The sequence below is a fragment of the Mycobacterium sp. E1386 genome (assembly GCF_001672745.1).
Lineage (GTDB): Bacteria > Actinomycetota > Actinomycetes > Mycobacteriales > Mycobacteriaceae > Mycobacterium.
In genome coordinates, this window is the sequence record NZ_LZKH01000154.1 from 1 (window position 1) to 18,941 (window position 18,941).

The 18,941-nt window shown below is 68.5% G+C and carries 15 protein-coding genes; 5 read left to right on the top strand and 10 right to left on the bottom strand.

The genetic code is table 11. From position 1 onward, the window contains the following. Nucleotides 1-866 (bottom strand): NAD(P)-dependent alcohol dehydrogenase (locus tag A5709_RS15860; RefSeq protein WP_231986984.1); only part of this gene is annotated, 866 nt, incomplete at its 3' end. A gap of 82 nt (nt 867-948) precedes the next feature. Beyond that, entirely contained in the window at nt 949-1,896 is a 948-nt protein-coding gene (locus A5709_RS15865; protein WP_067948462.1) for a class I SAM-dependent methyltransferase, read from the bottom strand. Between the two features lie 160 nt (nt 1,897-2,056). On the opposite strand from A5709_RS15865, the gene A5709_RS15870 reads away from it, so the two are divergent. Continuing rightward, nucleotides 2,057-4,435, top strand: a complete 2,379-nt coding sequence (locus tag A5709_RS15870; protein WP_067948454.1) for a lysylphosphatidylglycerol synthase transmembrane domain-containing protein — start codon at nt 2,057-2,059, stop codon at nt 4,433-4,435. A gap of 15 nt (nt 4,436-4,450) precedes the next feature. Here A5709_RS15870 and A5709_RS15875 read toward each other — a convergent pair whose 3' ends face one another. After that, entirely contained in the window at nt 4,451-7,084 is a 2,634-nt protein-coding gene (locus A5709_RS15875) for a GH92 family glycosyl hydrolase (protein ID WP_067948452.1), read from the bottom strand. 191 nt (nt 7,085-7,275) lie between these two features. Here A5709_RS15875 and A5709_RS15880 point away from each other — a divergent pair, with 191 nt between their 5' ends. Together A5709_RS15880 and A5709_RS15885 are read left to right on the top strand one after the other, a co-directional pair. After that, on the top strand, nt 7,276-7,950 hold the full coding sequence (locus tag A5709_RS15880; protein WP_067948450.1) for an LpqN/LpqT family lipoprotein: 675 nt from the start codon (nt 7,276-7,278) through the stop codon (nt 7,948-7,950). 91 nt (nt 7,951-8,041) lie between these two features. Next, on the top strand, nt 8,042-8,527 hold the full coding sequence (locus A5709_RS15885) for a hypothetical protein (RefSeq protein WP_067948448.1): 486 nt from the start codon (nt 8,042-8,044) through the stop codon (nt 8,525-8,527). A gap of 3 nt (nt 8,528-8,530) precedes the next feature. Here A5709_RS15885 and A5709_RS15890 read toward each other — a convergent pair whose 3' ends face one another. The 4 genes from A5709_RS15890 to galT all read right to left on the bottom strand — a co-directional run bounded on the left by A5709_RS15890 (nt 8,531) and on the right by galT (nt 12,521). Then, nucleotides 8,531-9,211 carry a PAS and ANTAR domain-containing protein gene (locus A5709_RS15890; protein WP_067948458.1) on the bottom strand — a complete coding sequence of 227 codons (681 nt, stop codon included), beginning with the start codon at nt 9,209-9,211 and terminating at the stop codon, nt 8,531-8,533. 426 nt (nt 9,212-9,637) lie between these two features. After that, the gene (locus tag A5709_RS15900; protein ID WP_068120713.1) at nt 9,638-10,357 is read right to left on the bottom strand and encodes a Mut7-C RNAse domain-containing protein; all 720 of its coding nucleotides are present in this window, start codon (nt 10,355-10,357) and stop codon (nt 9,638-9,640) included. After that, nucleotides 10,354-11,445 carry a galactokinase gene (locus tag A5709_RS15905; RefSeq protein WP_068120720.1) on the bottom strand — a complete coding sequence of 364 codons (1,092 nt, stop codon included), beginning with the start codon at nt 11,443-11,445 and terminating at the stop codon, nt 10,354-10,356. The genes A5709_RS15900 and A5709_RS15905 overlap by 4 nt, the downstream gene beginning before the upstream one ends. After that, nucleotides 11,442-12,521 (bottom strand): galactose-1-phosphate uridylyltransferase, encoded by a 1,080-nt coding sequence (gene galT / locus A5709_RS15910; protein ID WP_197520165.1) that lies wholly within the window; start codon nt 12,519-12,521, stop codon nt 11,442-11,444. Before galT ends, A5709_RS15905 begins: the two co-directional genes overlap by 4 nt. 106 nt (nt 12,522-12,627) lie before the next feature. Here galT and A5709_RS15915 point away from each other — a divergent pair, with 106 nt between their 5' ends. Further along, nucleotides 12,628-14,850 (top strand): FUSC family protein, encoded by a 2,223-nt coding sequence (locus A5709_RS15915; protein ID WP_068012067.1) that lies wholly within the window; start codon nt 12,628-12,630, stop codon nt 14,848-14,850. A gap of 7 nt (nt 14,851-14,857) precedes the next feature. Here the strand turns inward: A5709_RS15915 and A5709_RS15920 are convergent, their stop codons facing one another. After that, nucleotides 14,858-15,265: a hypothetical protein gene (locus A5709_RS15920; protein ID WP_068120724.1), complete on the bottom strand. Its 408-nt coding sequence runs from the start codon at nt 15,263-15,265 to the stop codon at nt 14,858-14,860. Between the two features lie 101 nt (nt 15,266-15,366). Between A5709_RS15920 and A5709_RS15925 the strand changes: the two genes are divergently transcribed. Continuing rightward, entirely contained in the window at nt 15,367-16,620 is a 1,254-nt protein-coding gene (locus A5709_RS15925) for a cytochrome P450 (RefSeq protein ID WP_068120725.1), read from the top strand. Here A5709_RS15925 and A5709_RS15930 read toward each other — a convergent pair. Together A5709_RS15930 and A5709_RS15935 are read right to left on the bottom strand one after the other, a co-directional pair. Beyond that, a complete protein-coding gene (locus tag A5709_RS15930; protein ID WP_156673409.1) occupies nt 16,617-17,984 on the bottom strand; it encodes a cytochrome P450 in 1,368 nt (455 codons plus the stop codon). The two genes, A5709_RS15925 and A5709_RS15930, sit on opposite strands and share 4 nt — an antisense overlap. Before the next feature lie 43 nt (nt 17,985-18,027). Next, nucleotides 18,028-18,900 (bottom strand): alpha/beta fold hydrolase, encoded by an 873-nt coding sequence (locus A5709_RS15935; protein WP_068012064.1) that lies wholly within the window; start codon nt 18,898-18,900, stop codon nt 18,028-18,030. Between the last annotated feature and the right edge of the window lie 41 nt (nt 18,901-18,941).

Sequence of the window (18,941 nt, forward strand, 5' to 3'; positions counted from 1 at the left end):
GTCGGGGACCGCAGCGATACACAGGAGCTGGTGCGCGCAGTCGGTGCCACGGGAATGCAGCCGGTGATCGACCGGGTTGTCGCGCCGGCACCCTTGAGGAGGAAGTAATCGATGCCGGGGTCGGCTTCACTGAGGAAGCCGATCAGCGTCACCTCTCCGCCAATCGCGACCGCCCGTAAAGACTGGTCGATGGTGGCGGGGCCGCCGACTTCGACGACGCGATCGACGCCTCGGCCGTCGGTCAGGGCGCGAACCCGCTCACTCCACTGCGGGTAGTCGCGGTAGTTGATGACATCGTCGGCCCGCAACTTGGTCAGGGCCTGTGCTTTCTCGAGGCTCGACGTCGTCGCGATGACCCGAGCACCCAGCAGTTTGGCCAGTTGAAGGGCAAAGACGGAAACACCGCCCGAGCCGAGGGTCAACACAGTCTGGCCGGCGCGGATCGGCGTGGGGCCGCCCAACGCATTCCAGGCGGTGACAGCCGCGCAGGGCAGTGTCGCTGCCTGTTCATCGGTCAAGGCGTTCGGCGTGGCTACCACCGATTCCCGCGATACCACTTTGTATTCGGTGAGCCAGCCATCTTGCCCGCTGCCGTAGCTGTCGGAGTTCGCCGTCGCCGGTAGCGGGCCGCCGAACCACCTGGGGTGGAATACGCTTACCACGCGGTCGCCCGGGCGGTAGTCGTCAACGCCTTCACCGGTCTCGGCCACTTCGGCGGCAGCGTCGCTGCACGGCACGAGACCAGACTTACTCTCGCGCACGTAGCGCCCCAGCGGGATCGCGATGTCGCGATAGTTCAGTGACACCGCCCGGATTTTGAGCAACAGTTCACCGCGTTGCGGGGCGGGCATGGGCTCGTCACTCATCTCGAGACCGTCGAGTCCACGTGAGTTGTCGAATCGATATACCCGCATCGGGGCGCTCCTCGAGTCGCTCGCGCGACCTCCGCTAGCCCTGCGGCCGTTCCGCGGACACAAACAGGTTTCCGGGCACGGCATCCTCGACCTCCTTGGGCGCCGCGCGGTCGTAGCCGGCCATCAGCTTGTCGGACGGGGTGACCGTCACGCTCCAGCCGTGGCGGCGGAACCAGTCACCGACGTCCTCGCGCTCCTCGAAGTACCACAGCTCGTCGGTCCTCGGCACCTCCCGGTCCGGGTCCACCCGCGCCATCAAGGCGCGCACCCGGTCCATCCGCGCGCGGCGCTTCGCGCGGAACTCCGGGTCGAGGAACTTGGGGCCCAGCGCCTCGACGGCAACGCGGCTGCCCGGGGCGGTCAGCCCGTGCACGCGGTCGAACAGCAACTCCTGGGCGGCGGCCGGCAAGTACGGCATCAGCCCCTCGGCCGACCACACGCTGGGCGCCGAGGGGTCAAACCCGGCCTGCCGCAACGCCGCCGGCCAATCGTGGCGCAGGTCGACCGGGACGGCGATGCGGTGGCACGCGGGCTGCGCCCCGTGTTCGGTCAGCGTCGACGATTTGAAGTCCAGCACCCGGGGCTGGTCCAACTCGTAGACGGTGGTTCCGTCCGGCCACTGCAGCCGCCACGCCCGCGCGTCCAGGCCCGCCGCCAGGATCACCGCCTGCCGGATGCCGGCGCGCGTCGCGGCGAGGAAGAACTCGTCGAAAAACGCGGTACGCGACGCCATGTAGCCGACCATCGCCTGCATCTGCAGCGGCAATTCCGGTTCGGCCTCGACGAGTTCGTCCGGCAGCTGCGGCGCCGAGTGCCAGTTCCACACCCCGTCGCCGGCGGCGTCGAGGAAGATCTGCGCGAAGGGATCCCGGATCAAGGGATTCTCGCTGCGCGTCTCGGCCGCGCGGGCGGACGCCACCCCCAGCGCCGTCGCCCCCACGCTCTCGGTGATCTCCCAGGTGTCGTTGTCCGTTCTGGCCACGTTCACGCCCTCCGATTCGCTAGCTCACCTACGTACACGACCCTACGCGCGCCAGGTGGGTGGCAGCTGTCGCGCAAGCGGGTATCGGCGTTAAGTTGTCGGCGAGCCGGCGAGCGGGATCGATCAGCGGCGCCGAACGGATCCGAAGGATCGTTACCAGATGCGAGTCGACGGGCGCGAGATCAGCGTTTCCGGCAGCTTGCTGCAGCCGTTGACCCGGCGCACCAACGACATCCTGCGGCTGGCCGCGAGCGTGACCTTCCTCGCCGTGGTGATCACCAGCTCGCTGATCACCCGGCCGCAGTGGGATGCGCTGGAGAAGTCCATCTCGCAGATCGTCGGGGTGCTCTCCCCCCGGCAGTCCGATCTGGTGTACCTCGCGTACGGCGTGGCGATCCTGGCCCTGCCCTTCATGATCTTGATCGGTCTCATCGTCGGCCGGCAATGGAAACTGCTCGGCGCGTATGCGGCCGCCGCGCTGCTCGCCGCGCTTCCGCTGTCGGTGGGCGGCAACGGGTTTTCGGCGCCCCGCTGGCACTTCGACCTCTCCGAACGCCTGCAAACCGTCTTGGGGCAGTTCCTCGACGACCCGCGCTGGATCGGGATGCTGGCGGCGGTGCTGACCGTCTCGGGGCCGTGGCTGCCCGCGCGCTGGCGGCATTGGTGGTGGGCGCTGCTGCTGGCCTTCGTGCCGATCCACCTCGTCGTCAGCGCCATCGTGCCGGCCCGCGCCCTGCTGGGCCTGGCCGTCGGCTGGCTGGTCGGCTCGCTGGTGGTCCTCGTGGTCGGCACCCCCGCGCTCGAGGTGCCGCTGGAGGCGGCCGTGCGCGCGATGGCCAGGCGCGGTTTCGTCGTCTCGCGGCTGAGCGTGGTCCGGCCCGCCGGTCGCGGCCCGCTCGTCCTTTCGGCCGGATGCGACGAGCCCGACAGCGAAGCGGTCGTCGAGCTGTACGGTCCGCATCAGCGCAGCGGCGGCACGCTGCGCCAACTGTGGATCAAGCTGCGACTGCGCGACACCGAGACCGCGCCCCTGCTGACCTCCATGCGCCGCGCCGTCGAGCATCGCGCCCTGATGACGATCGCCATCGGACAGGTGAACCTTGCCAACACCGCGACGATCGCCGTCGCCACCCTCGACCGGGGCTGGATCCTGTACTCGCACAAGCCACCCGATGGCCTGCCGCTCGGCCGATGCGCGCGGTCCACGCCGGTGGAGAAGGTGTGGCAAGCGCTGCGAATCCTCAACGACCAGCAGATCGCGCACGGCGACCTGCGGGGCAACGAAATCACCGTCGACGGCGGCACCGTGCTCTTCGGCGGCTTCCACAGCGCCGAATACGGCGCCACCGAAGCCCAACTCCAATCCGACATCGCCCAGCTGCTGGTGACGACGTCGGCGCTGTATGAGCCCAAATCGGCGGTGGCCGCCGCGATCGAGGCGTTCGATCGGGACACCATCCTGAGCGCGTCGCGTCGATTGACGAAAGTCGCTGTGCCCCGGCCCATTCGCAGATCAATTTCGGATGCGGGCGCCGTCATATCGGCCGCCCGTGCGGAGGTGAAGCGGCAGACCGGGGCCGACCAGATCAAACCCGAGACCATCACCCGATTCACCCGCAGCCAGATCATCCAGCTGGTCCTCTTCGGGGCGCTGGTCTATGTCGCGTACCCCTTCATCAGCACCGCGCCCACCTTCTTCTTCCAACTGAGGACCGCGAACTGGTGGTGGGCGCTGCTGGGCCTGGCGGTCTCGGCGCTCACCTACGTCGGGGCGGCCGCCGCACTGTGGGCGTCCGCCGATGAGACGGTCAACTTCTGGAGGCTGTCAATCGCGCAGGTGGCCAACACCTTTGCGGCGACCACCACCCCGGCCGGAGTGGGGGGCCTCGCGCTGAGCACACGGTACCTGCAAAAGGGCGGCGGGCTGTCCGCCATGCGGGCCACCACCGCGGTGGCCCTGCAGCAATCCGTGCAGGTGATCATGCACCTCGTGTTGCTGATCCTGTTCAGCACCGTCGCGGGCGCGTCGATGAACCTGTCGCACTTCGTCCCCACCGCCACGGTCCTCTACCTGATCGCGGGCCTGGCGCTGGGGATCGTCGGCACCTTTCTGTTCGTGCCCACGCTGCGACGCTGGCTGGCCACGGACGTGCGCCCGAAACTCAAGGAGGTGACAACCGACCTCGTGGAGGTCGCGCGGGAGCCGAAACGACTGGGGCTGATCGTAGTCGGTTGCGCGGGAACGACTCTGGGTGCGGCGCTGGCCCTGTGGACCAGCGTCGAAGCATTCGGCGGCGGCGCTTCGTTCGTCACCTGCACCGTGGTCACCATGGTCGGCGGAACGCTGGCGTCGGCCGCGCCGACGCCAGGCGGGGTCGGGGCCGTCGAGGCGGCGCTGATCGGTGGCCTGGCCGCCTTCGGGGTGCCGGCGGCCATCGGCGTGCCGTCCGTTCTGTTGTATCGGGTGCTCACCTGCTGGCTCCCCGTGTTCGCCGGGTGGCCGGTGATGCGGTGGTTGACCAAGAACGAGATGGTCTAACGCTTCGCCGCCGGATCACTCGCTTCCCTGCTGCACGACCACGAGAATGGTTGACGTGCGCGCGGTTTGGCCGACCGTAGAGGTCAAGTACACCAGGTAATACTCCGGGGTCACCGACCGGTCGACCTTGATGGGTACATCGATGCTCGCCGACCCGTCGGAGGAGAACTGTCCCGTCGTGGGTGTCACGGTGATCCCGGCGTCCGAGGCGGTGCCGGTGACGGTGTAGCCGCCGGCATCATCAATCATTCGTTGAGCGTCGATTCTCACCGTGCCCGTCGTGCCCGGCGCGATCGTGACGATGGGGTTGGGGATGTTGACGGTTACCGCCGAACTGCCCGCGCCGAAGGACGGCGGCGCGGACGATTCGCTTGTGCCCCAAGTCCTGTCGGGATACGCGACGAGCGAGAAGTTCAGGTCCCCGCCGGTGCGGACGAATGACTCGGGCAACCACGTGTGATCGGTGGCCCGGCCGTCGACACGCAGGCCGCTGATGTATTTGAGGTGGCGCGGTCCGGACGCGCCCGGCGCGGAGATGCGGATGGCTTTGCCGCCCGGGAGCGCGATCACGGCACGGTCGAAGAGCGGTGCGGCCACGGTGAGGATCGACGTTCCCGGCGTGCTCGGGTAGAGGCCCAGGGCCGCCCAGACGTACCAGCTGGCCATCGCGCCCAGATCGTCGTTGCCCGGCTCCCCGTCGGCCGTCGGCCCGAACAGCCCGCGCACCCGGTCGACGGTGCGCTGCGCCTTCCACGGCTGACCGATGTAGTTGTACAGCCACGGCACCCCGAAGCCGGGTTCGTTACCGGCCCACAGGTAGGGCTCGTTGGGGCCGACGTTGAGCTTCTTGGTGAAGCCGTCGAGCCGCCCGGCCACCGCCTGGCGCCCGCCGAGCGCGGTCACCAGGCCGGCCACGTTGTGCGGCACCCACCAGACGTACTGCGCGGCGTTGCCCTCGTCGAACCCGACCTGGCCGAAGTCTTTCGGGGACACCACAAACGCCGGGCCGGCGCGGAAGAAGGTGGTCCAGTTTCGGGGCGAGATGTACCGGGTGGTCGGGTTGAACAGGTTCTGCCAGTACTGGGACCGGCGCTGGAATTCGGCGGCGGTTGCCGTGTCTCCGAGCGCATCGGCGAACCGCGAAATGGTGAAGTCGTCGACCGACCACTCGAGCGTGATCGATGCGGCGGCGATCCAGCCATCGGTGCGGAACTCGAAGGAGAACGGCGCGTACCCGAATTGCTGATACGTGTCGATCCCCGGTCGTTCCACGTAACCGCCCAGCCCCACACCGCCTTTCGTCGCCGCGTTCACCATGTAGCGCAGCGCAGCCCTCGTGTCGAAGTCCTCGGCGCCGAAGGCGTGAAAGTTCGCGATGAGCGGCACCACGTTGTCCCCGCTCATCTCCGCGGTCGCGGCGTTGGCCACCGCCCACCGTGGCAGCGCTCCGCTCTGTTCAGCGTCGTTCACCAGCGATTGGGCCATATCGCTGGCTCGGTCCGGAAAGAGGAGCGCCTGCAAAGCCGCCAGACATCGGTAGGTGTCCCAGTCGGAGAAGTTGGCGTACTGCGTGTGGCCCGCGGCCACGCTGTGCACGGCGCCGTCGAATCCGATGTAGCGTCCGTCCGCGTCGTTGAAGGTGTTGGGATGCAACAGCGATCGGTAGAGCGCGGTGTAGAACGTCTCGAGATCGTCGGCATTGCGGCCGGCGACCCCGATGCGCGACAGCGAGGCGTTCCACATTCTCGACGCGGCGCCGCGGACGTCGTCGAAGCTCCCGGCGCCCTCCGCGGCCAGGTTGGCCCGCGCTCCGTCGATGCCGACGTAGGAGATCGCGGTCCGCACCTCGAGCGCGGCTCCCGCCGGGAATTCGACGTAGCCGCCGCTGTATGGCGAATTCGCGCTGCGGGCACCGGGATACACAGCATTGCCGTCCCACGCTCCGTACGAAATGAATGGCTGGCTGAACTTCATCGCGAAATAGACGGTGTACGTGTTGTTCTTGCCGCAGAATCCGCCGCTGGTGGCCCAGCCGGTGATCGTGGTGTTGTCCTCGCCGATCTGGATGGTGGCGCGGGAGTTGCCGGCCAGGGACGCCCCGGAGCGCACGTGCAGGAGGGCGGGGCGGCCGTTGCGCGGGTAGCTGAATCGGCCGACACCCGTGCGCGTGGTGGCGGTGAGTTCCGCCTTCACCCCGGTGCCCGGAAACCGCACCGTGTAGTAGCCCGGCACGCCGAGTTCGGTGTCGTCGTGGGCGATTCGCTCCCAGGCTTTCCATGGTTGCGAGCCAATTGCGTTGGTGGTCGGCAACATCGAGATGTCACCGAACGCGGCGCAACCCACCGAGGCGTGAGTCATGCTGAACCCGCTTGCGCGCGGGTTGTCGTAGTTGTAGCCGGCGTAGTTGCCGACCGTGTCCGGCGAGTACTGCACCATCCCGAACGGCACGGCGGCGCCGGGGAAGTTGTTGATCTCCCCCACCGTCTGCCCGCCCGTCCCGGTGCCGATCAACGTGGCGACGTGGTCGGCCGGGTTGGCCACGAATGCGGGCTCACCGTCGTAGGCAATGGGCGGCGGCGCCGCGGCGATGAACGCCATGAAGACGACCGACGCCGCCAGAAGCGCGACGAGGGCCCTTCGTGACCGCATACCTGTCTCTTACTGGACAACGTTGTTTCGGGTGAGTGTTTTCCAGACGAATTGGATAACGATTTGTGGGCCGGTCACGGTACCGCCAGAAAGTTCAAAAAGATACCGGCAAAGTTGCGCGCCATTTCGGCTACTGTCATTTCGGCGTGGCCGGCGCTGGTACCGGCCCCAATTTTCGGGAGATTGGATTCATGAAACATTTGACGCTAGCAACCATTTCCGTAGCGCTGAGTTTGGCGCTCGTCGGGTGCGGCAACGACCACAAATCCGGCAGTCAATCGTCGACATCGACGTCCACATCCACCTCTACGTCCACGACCTCGTCGGCAACCAGCTCGGCCCCGGCCGCGAAGGCCAAATACACCATCGCCGACTACGTCAAGGACAACCGCATCACCGAAACGCCCGTTCATCACGGCGATCCCGGCCCGAACGTCGACCTGCCGGTGCCCGCCGGCTGGCAGCTCAACCAGAACGCAGGCACGTCCTACGGCGGCATCGTCTTGACCCAGCCCACCAACCCGGCCGATCCGCCCACGATTTCGGCGCTGTACTCCAGGCTTTCCGGGGACGTCGACCCGGCAAAGCTCATTCAGTACGCCCCGGGCGAGGTGCAGAACCTGCCCGGTTACCAGGGCAGCGGCGACGGGACCGCGTCCACGCTCGGTGGTTTCCAGGCGTGGCAGCTCAAAGGCACCTATCAGAAGGACGGCAGCGCCCGCGTCATCGCCCAGAAGACGGTGGTGATCCCCAGCCAGGGCGCGGTCTACGTGCTCCAGCTCAACGCCGAGGGCCCGCAGGCCGATGAGGGCCCGTTGATGGACGCGGCCAACGTCATCGACGACCAGACCACCATCACCCCCTGACCGAGGAACGTGGTGGCGTTCGCGGGAGGGTCCCGCGAACGCCACCACGCCATCGCTAGGCCGCGGAACCGATTGGCCTTACGGTAAGCGCATGCCAGAGCAGTCCCATGCGATAGACGCCGGGCATCCACCGTCGGCGCTCCTGCGCATCGTCAACCCGATGCTGGGCTTCCTGCTGCGCACCCCGCTCGCCGGCGCCGCCCGCAAGCAACTCATGGTGCTCAACTTCACCGGGCGGAAAACGGGCCGGCCGTTCTCACTTCCGGTGAGCGCCCACGTGATTGACAATCAGCTCTACGCGCTGACCGGCGCCCCCTGGAAGCAGAACTTCCGCGACGGCGCGCCCGCGCAGGTGATCTACGACGGCAAGCGGACCGCGATGCGCGGGGAACTCATCCGCGACCGCGCCGTCGTCTCCGACCTCTTCCTGCGCTGCGCCGAGTCCTACGGCGTTCGGCGCGCCCAGCGGATGATCGGACTGAAGTTCCGCGATCAACGCATACCGACACGCGAGGAGTTCGCCGAGGCGGTCGACCGCATGCACCTGGGAGCGGTGCGCCTGACCCCGGCTGAATAGCCGCTAATCGTCGGAGCCGGCCGCCCGCAGATGCGCGGTGAGCAGGCGTTGGTCGAACCGTGAGCGCGACGCGATCTGCTCCTTGCCCAATTCGGAGAAGTCTTTCGCGATTTGGTCGGCAAGCACGCCAAGCTTCATGTTGTGCACCTGTGACAAGGATTTGAGCAGATTGAAAGCCCCCGCCTCGTCGACGCCGTAGACCAACATCAACATTCCCTTGGTCCGGTCGATGGCGCCGCGGCGCTCGGCGATCTCGGCGACCTCCGCGCTGATGTTCTCCTCGCGTTCGCGGTTCGATGTCGATGTGACGTCGACATAGAAGCCGTGGGTGCCGATGACATCGCCGTTGCTGTCGCAGAACTGATCGCCCACCACGACCATGTCGTGGGTGTTGCCCCGGGTGTCAACGATGCGGTGCCTGGTGCTGAACGGCCGCCGGCTCTCAATCATGTCGTTGATGGTTGCGGCCACATCGTTGCGGTCATCGGGATGCTTGTGGGCGATCACCAGCTCGGTGGTCGGGGTCACCGTTCCGGGTTCGTAGCCGTGCATCCGGTGCACTTGCTCCGACCACTCCCAGCGCTGGTCCTCGAAGTAGAAGCGAAACCAACCGGCCCGCTGCGGCGTACCGCCGGCGAGGGCCTGCTCCACCGCCGGCGTCTGGCCGTTTAACTCCCAAGCCACCACGCACGCTCCGTGTCTGACGTCGACGCCGCCCGCGCCGCCCGCTTCCTGAGCGACTCTCGACAGATGACGTCGCTTTCCCGCAGCCGAAGCTCGGACACGCGGCATAGTTCGCGCGATCGGGCAAGCTGTTCGCGGGCGCGTTCCATGGAACTGGCGACGGAACGGTGCAGCGACCTGACGGCCTCGGGGTGCGCACCCCTGCCCACGCTTCGCCGCAGGGTCTCCCGCAAAACGGCCATCCGGCGCGTCGACCGCGCACGGTAAGCCTTCTGCCGGCAGGCCGGCGAGCAGTACAACGCGTCGGAGCGTGCCGAGAAGCCCGCCCCGCACTCCGCGCACGCCATCTTCGGCATATCCGTTACGTTACAGCTATCGGCGCGTGCGTTACGGCTATGGCCAAGGAATATAGCGGCGCCCGGACGGTCACCCCAGCCGGTCGCGCAGGCTTTCGACGAGCCGGACCAGTTTCGCGTAGTGCGAACCGGGCCAGTAGATCCGCCCGCATTCAGCGCAGCGGCTGAATTCCTGGTAGTGCTGGCGCGTCAGCGGCTCCAACTGGTCGATCACCTCGTCCTTGCTGACCCGGCTCAACGTGCCGTTGCACCGCACGCAGCGGGTGAGCGGCGCCAGCCGGTGCCCCAGGTCCAGCCGTCGCAGCACGTCGAGCGCTTGCTCCTCGGGATCGTGGGAGCGGACGAACAGGCCGTGCGTGATGGCGCGGCGCTTCAATAGGCCACGGTCGCGGGTCAGCAGGATCCGGCGCTGCTCGCCGCTGATGTCGGCCAGCGTCTTGTCGTCGGCGTCGTTCGTCCACCACACGTCCAACCCGAGCAGGCGCAGCAGCCAGGCCAGCCGACCGAGGTTGACGTCGACGACGAACCGCGGATCGTCCACCCGCCGCGGCCCGGGGTGCGCGGCGATGCGGTCGCCGAAACTCGGGCGGTAGGTGAAGTCCCGCGGGCACCCGTTCACCAGGATGAGGTCGACCTCGGTGTGCGGGATGCCCATCGCCTCCAGCACGTCCTTCACGGTCTGGTGCGGCCGGAAGGGGCGGCGCACCGCCAGGCCGCGCGACTCGGCCGGCAGGAAATCGTTGAGCTCGGCGTATGCCCGTACTTCCACATCGCCGGTCGGCTCGTTCACCCATCCGGTCCCGCGCCGGCGGCGGCATGGGTTCGGGCGATGACCGGTGGCCGGAAACCGGCGTCGCACACCGCGCGTCGTACCGCCTCACCGACCGCGCCGGCGCGGTCGGTGGGCACCAGCGCGATCACGCAGCCACCGAACCCTCCGCCGGTCATCCGGGCGCCGAGCGCGCCCGCGCGCACCGCGGTGTCCGCGATCAGATCGATGTGTTCGGTGGTGATCTCGAAATCGTCGCGCATGGACGCGTGGGAGGCGCTGAAGATTCGTCCCGCCTGGGCGAAGTCCGAACTGTTAAGTGCCGCAACACAATCGAGCACCCGTTGATTTTCGCTCAGCACGTGGCGGGCGCGGCGGGCGTCGACCGGATCGCGCACCGCGGCGGCGAGCGTCGGGCCGCGGATCTCGGGGTGTCGTCGCTGCGCGAAATCCAGGACCGCGGCCGCACGTTCGCACGACGCGCGGCGCGCGGCATAGTCGCCGTCGGCGTGACTGTGGGGGGCGCGGGAGTCGATCACCAGCAGCGTGACACCGGCGGTGTCCGGGTCGAAGGCCACCGGCGTGACCGTGAGATCGCGGAAATCGATCAGCAGCGCGGTCGCCGGCCGGCCGAACAGTGAGGCCAGCTGGTCGAGCAAACCCGTTGGGGCGCCGACGTAGTCGTTCTCGGCGCGCTGGGCGAGCCGCGCCCGCTCTTTCGGTTCGATGCCCGCCCCGGCGGCCGTCGCGATGGCGCCCAGCGCCGCGCACTCCAGCGCCGCCGACGACGACAGCCCGGACCCGATCGCGACGTCGCTGGTGATCCGCATCGCGCCGCCGGGCACCGGGTGGCCGGCCTGGCGCAGCGCCCACACCACGCCGGCCACGTAGGCGGCCCAGCCGGTCACGCCGCCGGGAGCGGTGTCCAGCGGGATGCGCACCGGTCCGTCCGCGCGGTCGCTGGCCACCGTGATCGCATCGCCCCCGTCGGGCGCGAACGTCACCACCGTGCGTTGCGGCAACGCGATCGGCAGCGCGAACCCCAGGTTGTAGTCGGTGTGCTCCCCGATCAGGTTGATCCGCCCGGGCGCGGAGTACCGCACGGTCACGCGAGCTCCCGCAGGCGCTGAGCCACGCTCTCGGGCGTCACATCGCTGATGAACGCCTCCATCGCCGACTCGGAGCCCGCGAGGTACTTGAGCTTGTTGGCGCCGCGCCGCACCGACATCAACTCGACGTGGAAGTAGCCGTCGGCCTGGGCGTCGGTATCGGCGTACTGGTGCAACGCCGAAATGTAGGGCAGCGGCGAGGAATACATCCGGTCGAATCGCCGCAGCACATCGAGGTAGACCCGGGCGAACCCGTCCAGTTCGTCCTCGTCGAGCTCGATGATGTTGCGCACGAACCTGTTCGGGTAGATGTGCACCTCGACCGGCCAGCGCGCGGCGAACGGCACGAACGCGGTAAACAGGTCGTCGCGCGCGACGATTCGGCTGCCGTCCGCGACCTCTCCGGCCAGTAGGTCGGCGAAGAGATTGGTGCCGTGGCGCATTCGGTGCCGGCCGGCCCGATCCAGCATGGCGGCGGTTCGCGGCGTCAGATAGGGATAGCCGTAGATCTGACCGTGCGGGTGCGTCAACGTCACCCCGATCTCCTCGCCGCGGTTCTCGAAGCAGAACACCTGCTCGATGCCGGGGGTGGCCATCAGGTCGCCGGTGCGTTGTCGCCACGCGTCGATGACCAGCCGGGCGTGCGCGGGTTCGAGCCCGGCGAAGGAGCCGGTGTGGTTGCTGGAAAAGCAGATCACCTCGCAGCGGCCATGCCCCGGGGCGGACACGAAGCCGTCACCGGCGGGCGCGAGCGCCGGTCCGGTGCCGGATAGGCTCGGGAACCGGTTTTCGAAGACGACGACGTCGTAGTCCGGGGCGGGCACCTCGCTGGTCAGCCCGGTCGGACCGGGGCACAGCGGGCACTGGTCGGGGGGCGGCTTGTAGGTGCGGTCTTGGCGCAGCGCCGCGACGATCACCCATTGCCCCGTCGTCTGGTCGAACCGCAGCTCGGTGTGCTGCCCGTCGCGCGCCGGCAGCGGCCTACGGTCTTCGACCGGCGCCGGGCGGTGCCCGGGCAGCGCGAAGAACAGCAGGTCACGGCCGTCGGCCAGCTTCGCCCGCGTCGGCGCTGTCACGATGTCGAAGACTAGCTTGTGCCGAAGTTCGGGTAACCATGATGCGTTCAACAGAAGAGAAGGGGGCGCGGCGATCACCGTTCTCTACGAACAAGCCGGCAACTGGGTGATCGGCTCCGATCCCGGTTTGCTTCGGCTGCGGATGGCGACGCGGACGACGGCCGCGCTCGGCTGTTCGCTGCTGGCCCTATACGTCCTGACCCGGGCGACGGGACAGCCGCTGACCGTCGCATTGCTGGGCGTTGTCATCACGATGGTCGCGTCGCGGTCCGTCAACGAGCCGGATCCGCACCAGCAGCGGATCACCATGGCGCTGCTGCCCCTGCCGGCCGCGGCCTCCATCACGGCCGCCGCGGTGCTCGCGTCCCACCCGGTGGTCAGCGATGCGGTGTTCGTGATCGTCGTGTTCACCGCCGCGTACATTCGCCGCTTCGGGGCGCGGGGCCGGGCGCTGGGCATGGTCGCGTTCATGTCGTATTTCTTCACGTTGTATCTGCGAGCGCGTATCTCCGAGCTGCCGTGGATGATCGGGGCGGTCGCCGTGGGCACGGTCTGCACGTTCGTGATGACCACTTACGTCATGCCCGATCGGCCGGAGCGCGTGCTGCGGGCGACCGTCCGGGCGCTGCGCGCCCGGATGGCGATCGTCGTCGACACCACGGCCGAAGCGGTGCGTACCGGCCGCCTCGACGAACGCCGCCGGCGTCGCATGCGGGCGCGCACCCTACGGCTCAACGAGACCGCCCTGCTGGTGCAGAGCCAGATCGAGGACAAGGCCGACCCCGCCGCGCTGTGGCCGGGTGTCACCGCCGAACAGCTGGCCCCGTGGCTACTGGACGCCGAGCTGGCCATCGAATGGGTGGCCACGGCCGGGCGCGGTGCCGCGGCGCTGGCCGCGGAGAACCCGGACGCCATCCCCGTCCAGACTCGGGCCGCGCTCGTCGACACGCTCTCGCTGCTGGCGCGGGCCATCCGCCTACCCGAGCCCAACGGCCTTCGGCAAGCCGCCGCCCGAGCGCAACGCCTGCTCGACGAGCACTGCGCTCCCGCGGACGATGATGAGGGCAGCGCCGCCGTGCGCCGCCTCGCCCTGGCGGTTATCAACGCCGCGACAGCGACTTCCGACGTCCGGGCCATCGTCGACCGCGCCGCCACCGGGGGTGGCGGCGCCGTGGAAACCGGGGACAGCGAGCGGCCGCCGGCGTCCGACGGCGCGCCCCCGGACGCTCCCACCGAGGCGGGCGAAGAGGAACACACCACGGGCCTACGGCCGACCACCCGGCAGGCCATCCAGGTCGCCGTCGCCGCGTCGCTGGCGATCGTCGCCGGCGAACTGGTGTCGCCGGCGCGGTGGTATTGGGCGGTGATCGCCGCGTTCGTCATCTTCGCCGGCACCAACTCGTGGGGCGAAACGTTGACCAAAGGCTGGCAACGCCTGCTCGGCACCCTGCTCGGCGTGCCCTGCGGCGTGTTGGTAGCCACGCTGCTCGCCGGCGACAGGACGGCCGCGCTGGTCGGCATCTTCGTGTGCCTGTTCTGCGCCTTCTATTTCATGACGGTCACCTACAGCTTGATGACCTTCTGGATCACCACGATGCTGGCGTTGCTGTACGGCTTGCTCGGCCAATTCTCTTTCGGCGTACTGATGTTGCGGATCGAAGAGACCGCGCTCGGCGCTCTCATCGGAGTCGCGGTGGCCATCGTGGTGTTGCCGACGCACACCAGAGGCGCGATCCGCGACGAAGCGCGGACGTTTCTGGCCAGCCTGGCGGCTCTGATCGAGGTCTCGACCGCGACGATGTTCGGCGAGGACGAGAGCGTCAGCCCGTCCGAGCAGGCCCGCCAGCTGGACCGCGACCTGCAGCAGTTCCGGGTCACCGCCAAGCCGCTGCTGGCGGGGGTCGCCGGCCTCGCGGGCCGGCGCAGCATTCGCCGGGCGCTGCGCATCTTCGCGGCCTGCGACCGGTACGGCCGCAGCCTGGCGCGCAGCAGCGAGCAGTACCAGGACCCGGTGGGTTCGCAGCCGCTTGCCGACACGTTCTCGGCGGCCGCGACGCAGACCCGGCGCAACATCGACGCGCTGGCCGCCGCGATCGGCAGTGGCAGCGCGCCGACCATCGTCTCGGCCGCCGACGACCTCGACGCCGCCGAATCTTTGGTGCGGCAGCACGACGGCGGCGCGGGATCGCCGGGCCAACCGGGGCCCGATACCCGGCGCTTCCTCACCGCGGTGCACGCGCTCCGTCAGATCGAGCGGGCCATCGTGACCGCGGCCACCAACCTCGGCGGGCGCGAAACCGTGAAGGCGCCCAGCCCAATTCGGGGCTGACGGCCGCTCAGAGGCCGGGCAGGCAGGCGGGGAAATAGCAGGGCTGGTTGGGCCCCTGGGCCTTTCGCACGAGGTCGAACAAGGCAAACGTGGTTTGCAGCAGCCGTAGTTCCACCCCGGGCCGCTGCGCCGGGGGGAGGTTTTGCACCTCGTTGGACACCGTCGTGGACTGCTGCTGCAGCTGCGTCAGCCGCTGCTGTCGTTGCGGCGGGGTGAGGTTGTCCCAGTTGTCGTGCAGGTCGTTCACCTGCCGCTGCAACTCTTCGACATCGGCTTCGGGATCGGACTGCACGCCCGGTGCCAACGCGTAGAAGTGGCTCGGGACGGGCGCCGCGGGAATCTCGGCCTGCGCGCACCCGGCGGCCGCCACCGCCCCTGCGGCGAGGCCGGCCGCGACGATCGCGATGATTTTCATGAAGGCTTCTCTTCTTCAGGGCTCGGCTTTATGGTGCTGGCAGTAAGACACGTCCGGTTTGCTACCGATCCCAATAGCGCATCGTCTCCAGGAGAAATGCGATGGCCGCACCGAACCTCCCGCCGGGCTTCGATTTCACCGATCCCGATATCTATGCCCACCGGCTGCCGGTGCGGGAGTTCGCCGAACTGCGCGCGACGGAACCGATCTGGTGGAACGCGCAGTCGCCCGACGCCGGCGGCTTCGGCGACGGGGGCTACTGGGTGGTGACCAAGCACCGCGACATCCGCGATGTCTCGCTGCGCAGCGACGTCTTCTCGTCCGCGACCAAGTCGATCGTCCCGCGTTACCGGGGCGACTTGGCGGCCGGACAGATTGAGGCGGGCCGGGCGTCGATGATCATGATGGACGACCCCGAGCACAGCCGGTTGCGCAAGATCGTCTCGCGGGCCTTCACGCCCCGCGCGGTCGAGCGGCTGCGCGCCGGACTATCGGAGCGGGCGCGGCGCATCGTGACCGAGGCCGCGGCGGCCGGCTCGGGCGACTTCGTCCGTCAGGTTGCCTGCGAGTTGCCGCTGCAGGCCATTGCCGGGCTTCTCGGGGTCCCGCAGGAGGACTACGACAAGCTGTTCGACTGGACCAACAACATGATCGGCAGCGACGACCCGGAGTTCGCCGGTAACGACGCGCTGACCTCTGCGGGCGAATTGATGTGGTATGCAATGCAATTGGCCGCACGCAAGCGCGAAAATCCCGGGGACGACATTGTCACCACGCTGATACGGGCCGATGCCGAGGGCCAGCACCTGTCCGAGGCGGAATTCGGCATGTTCGTGGTCACCCTTGCCGTCGCCGGAAACGAGACCACCCGCAACTCCATCACGCAGGGAATGATGGCCTTCGCCGACCACCCGGACCAGTGGGAGTTGTTCAAGGCGCAGCGGCCCAAGACCGCCGCCGACGAGATAATCCGATGGGCCACACCGATCACGGCCTTCCAGCGCACCGCGCGCCAGGACACCGAGCTCGGCGGCGTCCGGGTCGGCAAGGGCCAGCGCGTGGTGCTGTTTTACCGCTCGGCCAACTTCGACGAAGAGGTCTTCGATAACCCCTACGCCTTCAACGTCTTGCGCAGCCCAAACCCGCACGTCGGATTCGGCGGCACCGGAGCTCACTACTGCATCGGCGCCAACCTGGCCCGCATGACGATCGACCTGATGTTCAACGCGCTCGCCGATCACCTGCCCGGCCTGACTCCGCTGGCGGATCCCGAGCGGCTGCGGTCGTCGTTCATCAACGGCATCAAGCACTGGCAGGTCGATTACCGGGGCGCCCCTACCCCAACCTCCCACTAGGCCGGCGTCTGCGTGGTTGCGGACGCTGCAACCGGGACGTCCCTGAGCGCCCGCAATCGAATACGCGCGCCGCGATGCGGTACCAGGACAACGAATTTCAGCTTCTGCCGTTCGCCGGCCGCGGTGGTGGTGCGCAACTCGGCCCGGCGCAGAATCTCGCGCAACACCACGCGCATCTCGACCATGGCGAAGCCGGCGCCCAGACAGCGGCGGTTGCCGCCACCGAAGGGGAACCACGTCGTCGGTGTCAGGGTGGCGCCCAGCATGCGATCCGGATCGAATCGGTCCGGGTCGGGGTACACCGTGGCGCTGGTATGCACCAGCCCGATTCCCGGCGCCACCATGACCCCGGGCGGCAGCCGGTAGCCGGCGACTTCGGCCGGTCGGGTGAGCACCCGCCCCACGTCGAACACCACCGGACGGATCCGCAACGTCTCCTTCACCAGCGCGTCGAGATACTCGTCGCCGGCCGGATCGCCCGCGGCGCCGGCCTCGGCAGCTCTCACTGCCTTGGCCAATACGGCCGGGTGGCGGGTCAACCGCTCGAGCGCCCAGGACAACCCGTTTGCGGTGGTGTCGTGCCCGGCCACCAGCAACGTCATCAGCTGGTCCCGCAGCTCGCGGTCGGACATCGTGCGCCCGCCGTCGTCGGCGCGGACCAGCATGGCGAGCACGTCGGTGCGCCCGGCCAGGTCGGGGTCGGCGCGGCGCTCGGCGATCTCCGCGTAGAGCAGGCAGTCGGCTTCGGCCATGCGCCGGCGCAGTCCCCGCCATGGGAGGTAGCGCTGGAGCTCCGGCTTCGCCAATGCCAGCGTCGCCCACGGACCCACGGTGAGCAGCTGCGGCATGATTTCGCGCAGCGCGGTGAGTCGAGCCGGGTCCGTTGCGCCGATGACCGTCCGCAGGATCACTTCAAGGGTGATCTCCGACATCTTGGGCGAGACCGGGAAGCTCTCCCCCACCGGCCACGCCGCAATGTTCGCCGCGGCGATCTCGGCCATCAGCCCTGCTTGGCGTGCGACGGCGTCGCGATGGAACGGCGGCAGCATCAGACGGCGGCGATCCCGGTGGACGTCCTCGTCAATGACAAGGAGGGAGGTATCGCCGAGCAACCCGCTCAGAATCGAATTCGCTTCGCCGGCGTGGAAGACGTGCGGGTCACCGGCGAACACCGTCTTGATGTCTGCCGGGTCGGCCAGATACACCAGCGTGCCCATGCCGGCGACGCGCAGCGTGAACACGCTCCCGTAACGACGGCGGCAGGCGGCGACGAAGTGCGAACCGCGGTGCAGCATCAACGCAGCCTGCACCGCCCGGGGCAGCCTGGGCCCCGGCGGAAGCGCGGTACGCGGGCCGGTGCGCATCACCGCAATTTTACGACCGGACTGCGCGGCGAAGCGACTTAGATCACAAGCGCGGCTGTGTGCTCTCCGCTTGCTGGCGATCGCCGGTCGCGATGAAGTCCTCGATCAGCTCCACCACCTGGGTCGGCGCCTCGACCTGCGCGAAGTGGCCGACGTCGGGCAGGATTTCGAGCCTGGCGTCGGTGCGGGCCTCGTGCGCGGCGTACGCGTGATCGACGGGAATGATGGCGTCCCGCTCCCCCCAGATCGCCATGACCGGCAAGTCCTCGCGCAGCCGCAGCCTGCTCAGGGCGCTGACCGCCTGGCCCCGGTAGTCGACCACCGATCGCAGCGTCCGCAGGAAGGACTGCCGCGTCTCACCATCGGACAGCGACGAGTAGGCGCTCCACATCTCTGCCCCACGGGGTGAGTGGATGCCGGCGCTTCTCAACCACGACCTGAGCTTGTTGCCCACGGTCAGGACGGGCTTCGGCGCAATGACCGGCAACACCAGCTCCGCGCCGGGCGCCGAGAGCAGCCGCAGCACCCACCCGACGTCGGGGCCCAGACCGCCGCTGCTGATCAGGATCAACCGCTTGGCGTAGTCGGGGTGCTGATAGACGAACTGCATCGCGACCCCGCCGCCGAGCGACTGACCGACCAGGGTGGCTTGGCTGACGCCGAGCTCGTCGAGCAGGTCACGGAGCCAGACCGCGAAGGCGCCCAGCGAATAGTCCGTGCGGGGCTTCGCCGACTCCCCGTGGCCGAGCAGGTCGGGGGCGATGACCCGGAACTTCTTCGACAACGGCGGGATCACCGCCCGCCAGGTCTCCGAGCTGCCGGCCATGCCGTGGATGAGCAGGAGCACCTCACCGTCGCCCTCGTCGCGGTAAGCGACGCGATCGCCGTGCAGCTCCAAATACTTCAACTCGTTCATTGCCCGGGGATACCCGCTCTCGGCCCGATTAGGGCCCCGAT

Coding starts and splice junctions, on each gene's coding strand:
- A5709_RS15870 (WP_067948454.1), top strand. CDS start 2,057: ATGCGAGTCGACGGGCGCGAGATCAGCGTTTCCGGCAGCTTGCTGCAG.
- A5709_RS15875 (WP_067948452.1), bottom strand. CDS start 7,084: ATGCGGTCACGAAGGGCCCTCGTCGCGCTTCTGGCGGCGTCGGTCGTC.
- A5709_RS15880 (WP_067948450.1), top strand. CDS start 7,276: ATGAAACATTTGACGCTAGCAACCATTTCCGTAGCGCTGAGTTTGGCG.
- A5709_RS15885 (WP_067948448.1), top strand. CDS start 8,042: ATGCCAGAGCAGTCCCATGCGATAGACGCCGGGCATCCACCGTCGGCG.
- A5709_RS15920 (WP_068120724.1), bottom strand. CDS start 15,265: ATGAAAATCATCGCGATCGTCGCGGCCGGCCTCGCCGCAGGGGCGGTG.
- A5709_RS15925 (WP_068120725.1), top strand. CDS start 15,367: ATGGCCGCACCGAACCTCCCGCCGGGCTTCGATTTCACCGATCCCGAT.
- A5709_RS15930 (WP_156673409.1), bottom strand. CDS start 17,984: ATGCGCACCGGCCCGCGTACCGCGCTTCCGCCGGGGCCCAGGCTGCCC.
- A5709_RS15935 (WP_068012064.1), bottom strand. CDS start 18,900: ATGAACGAGTTGAAGTATTTGGAGCTGCACGGCGATCGCGTCGCTTAC.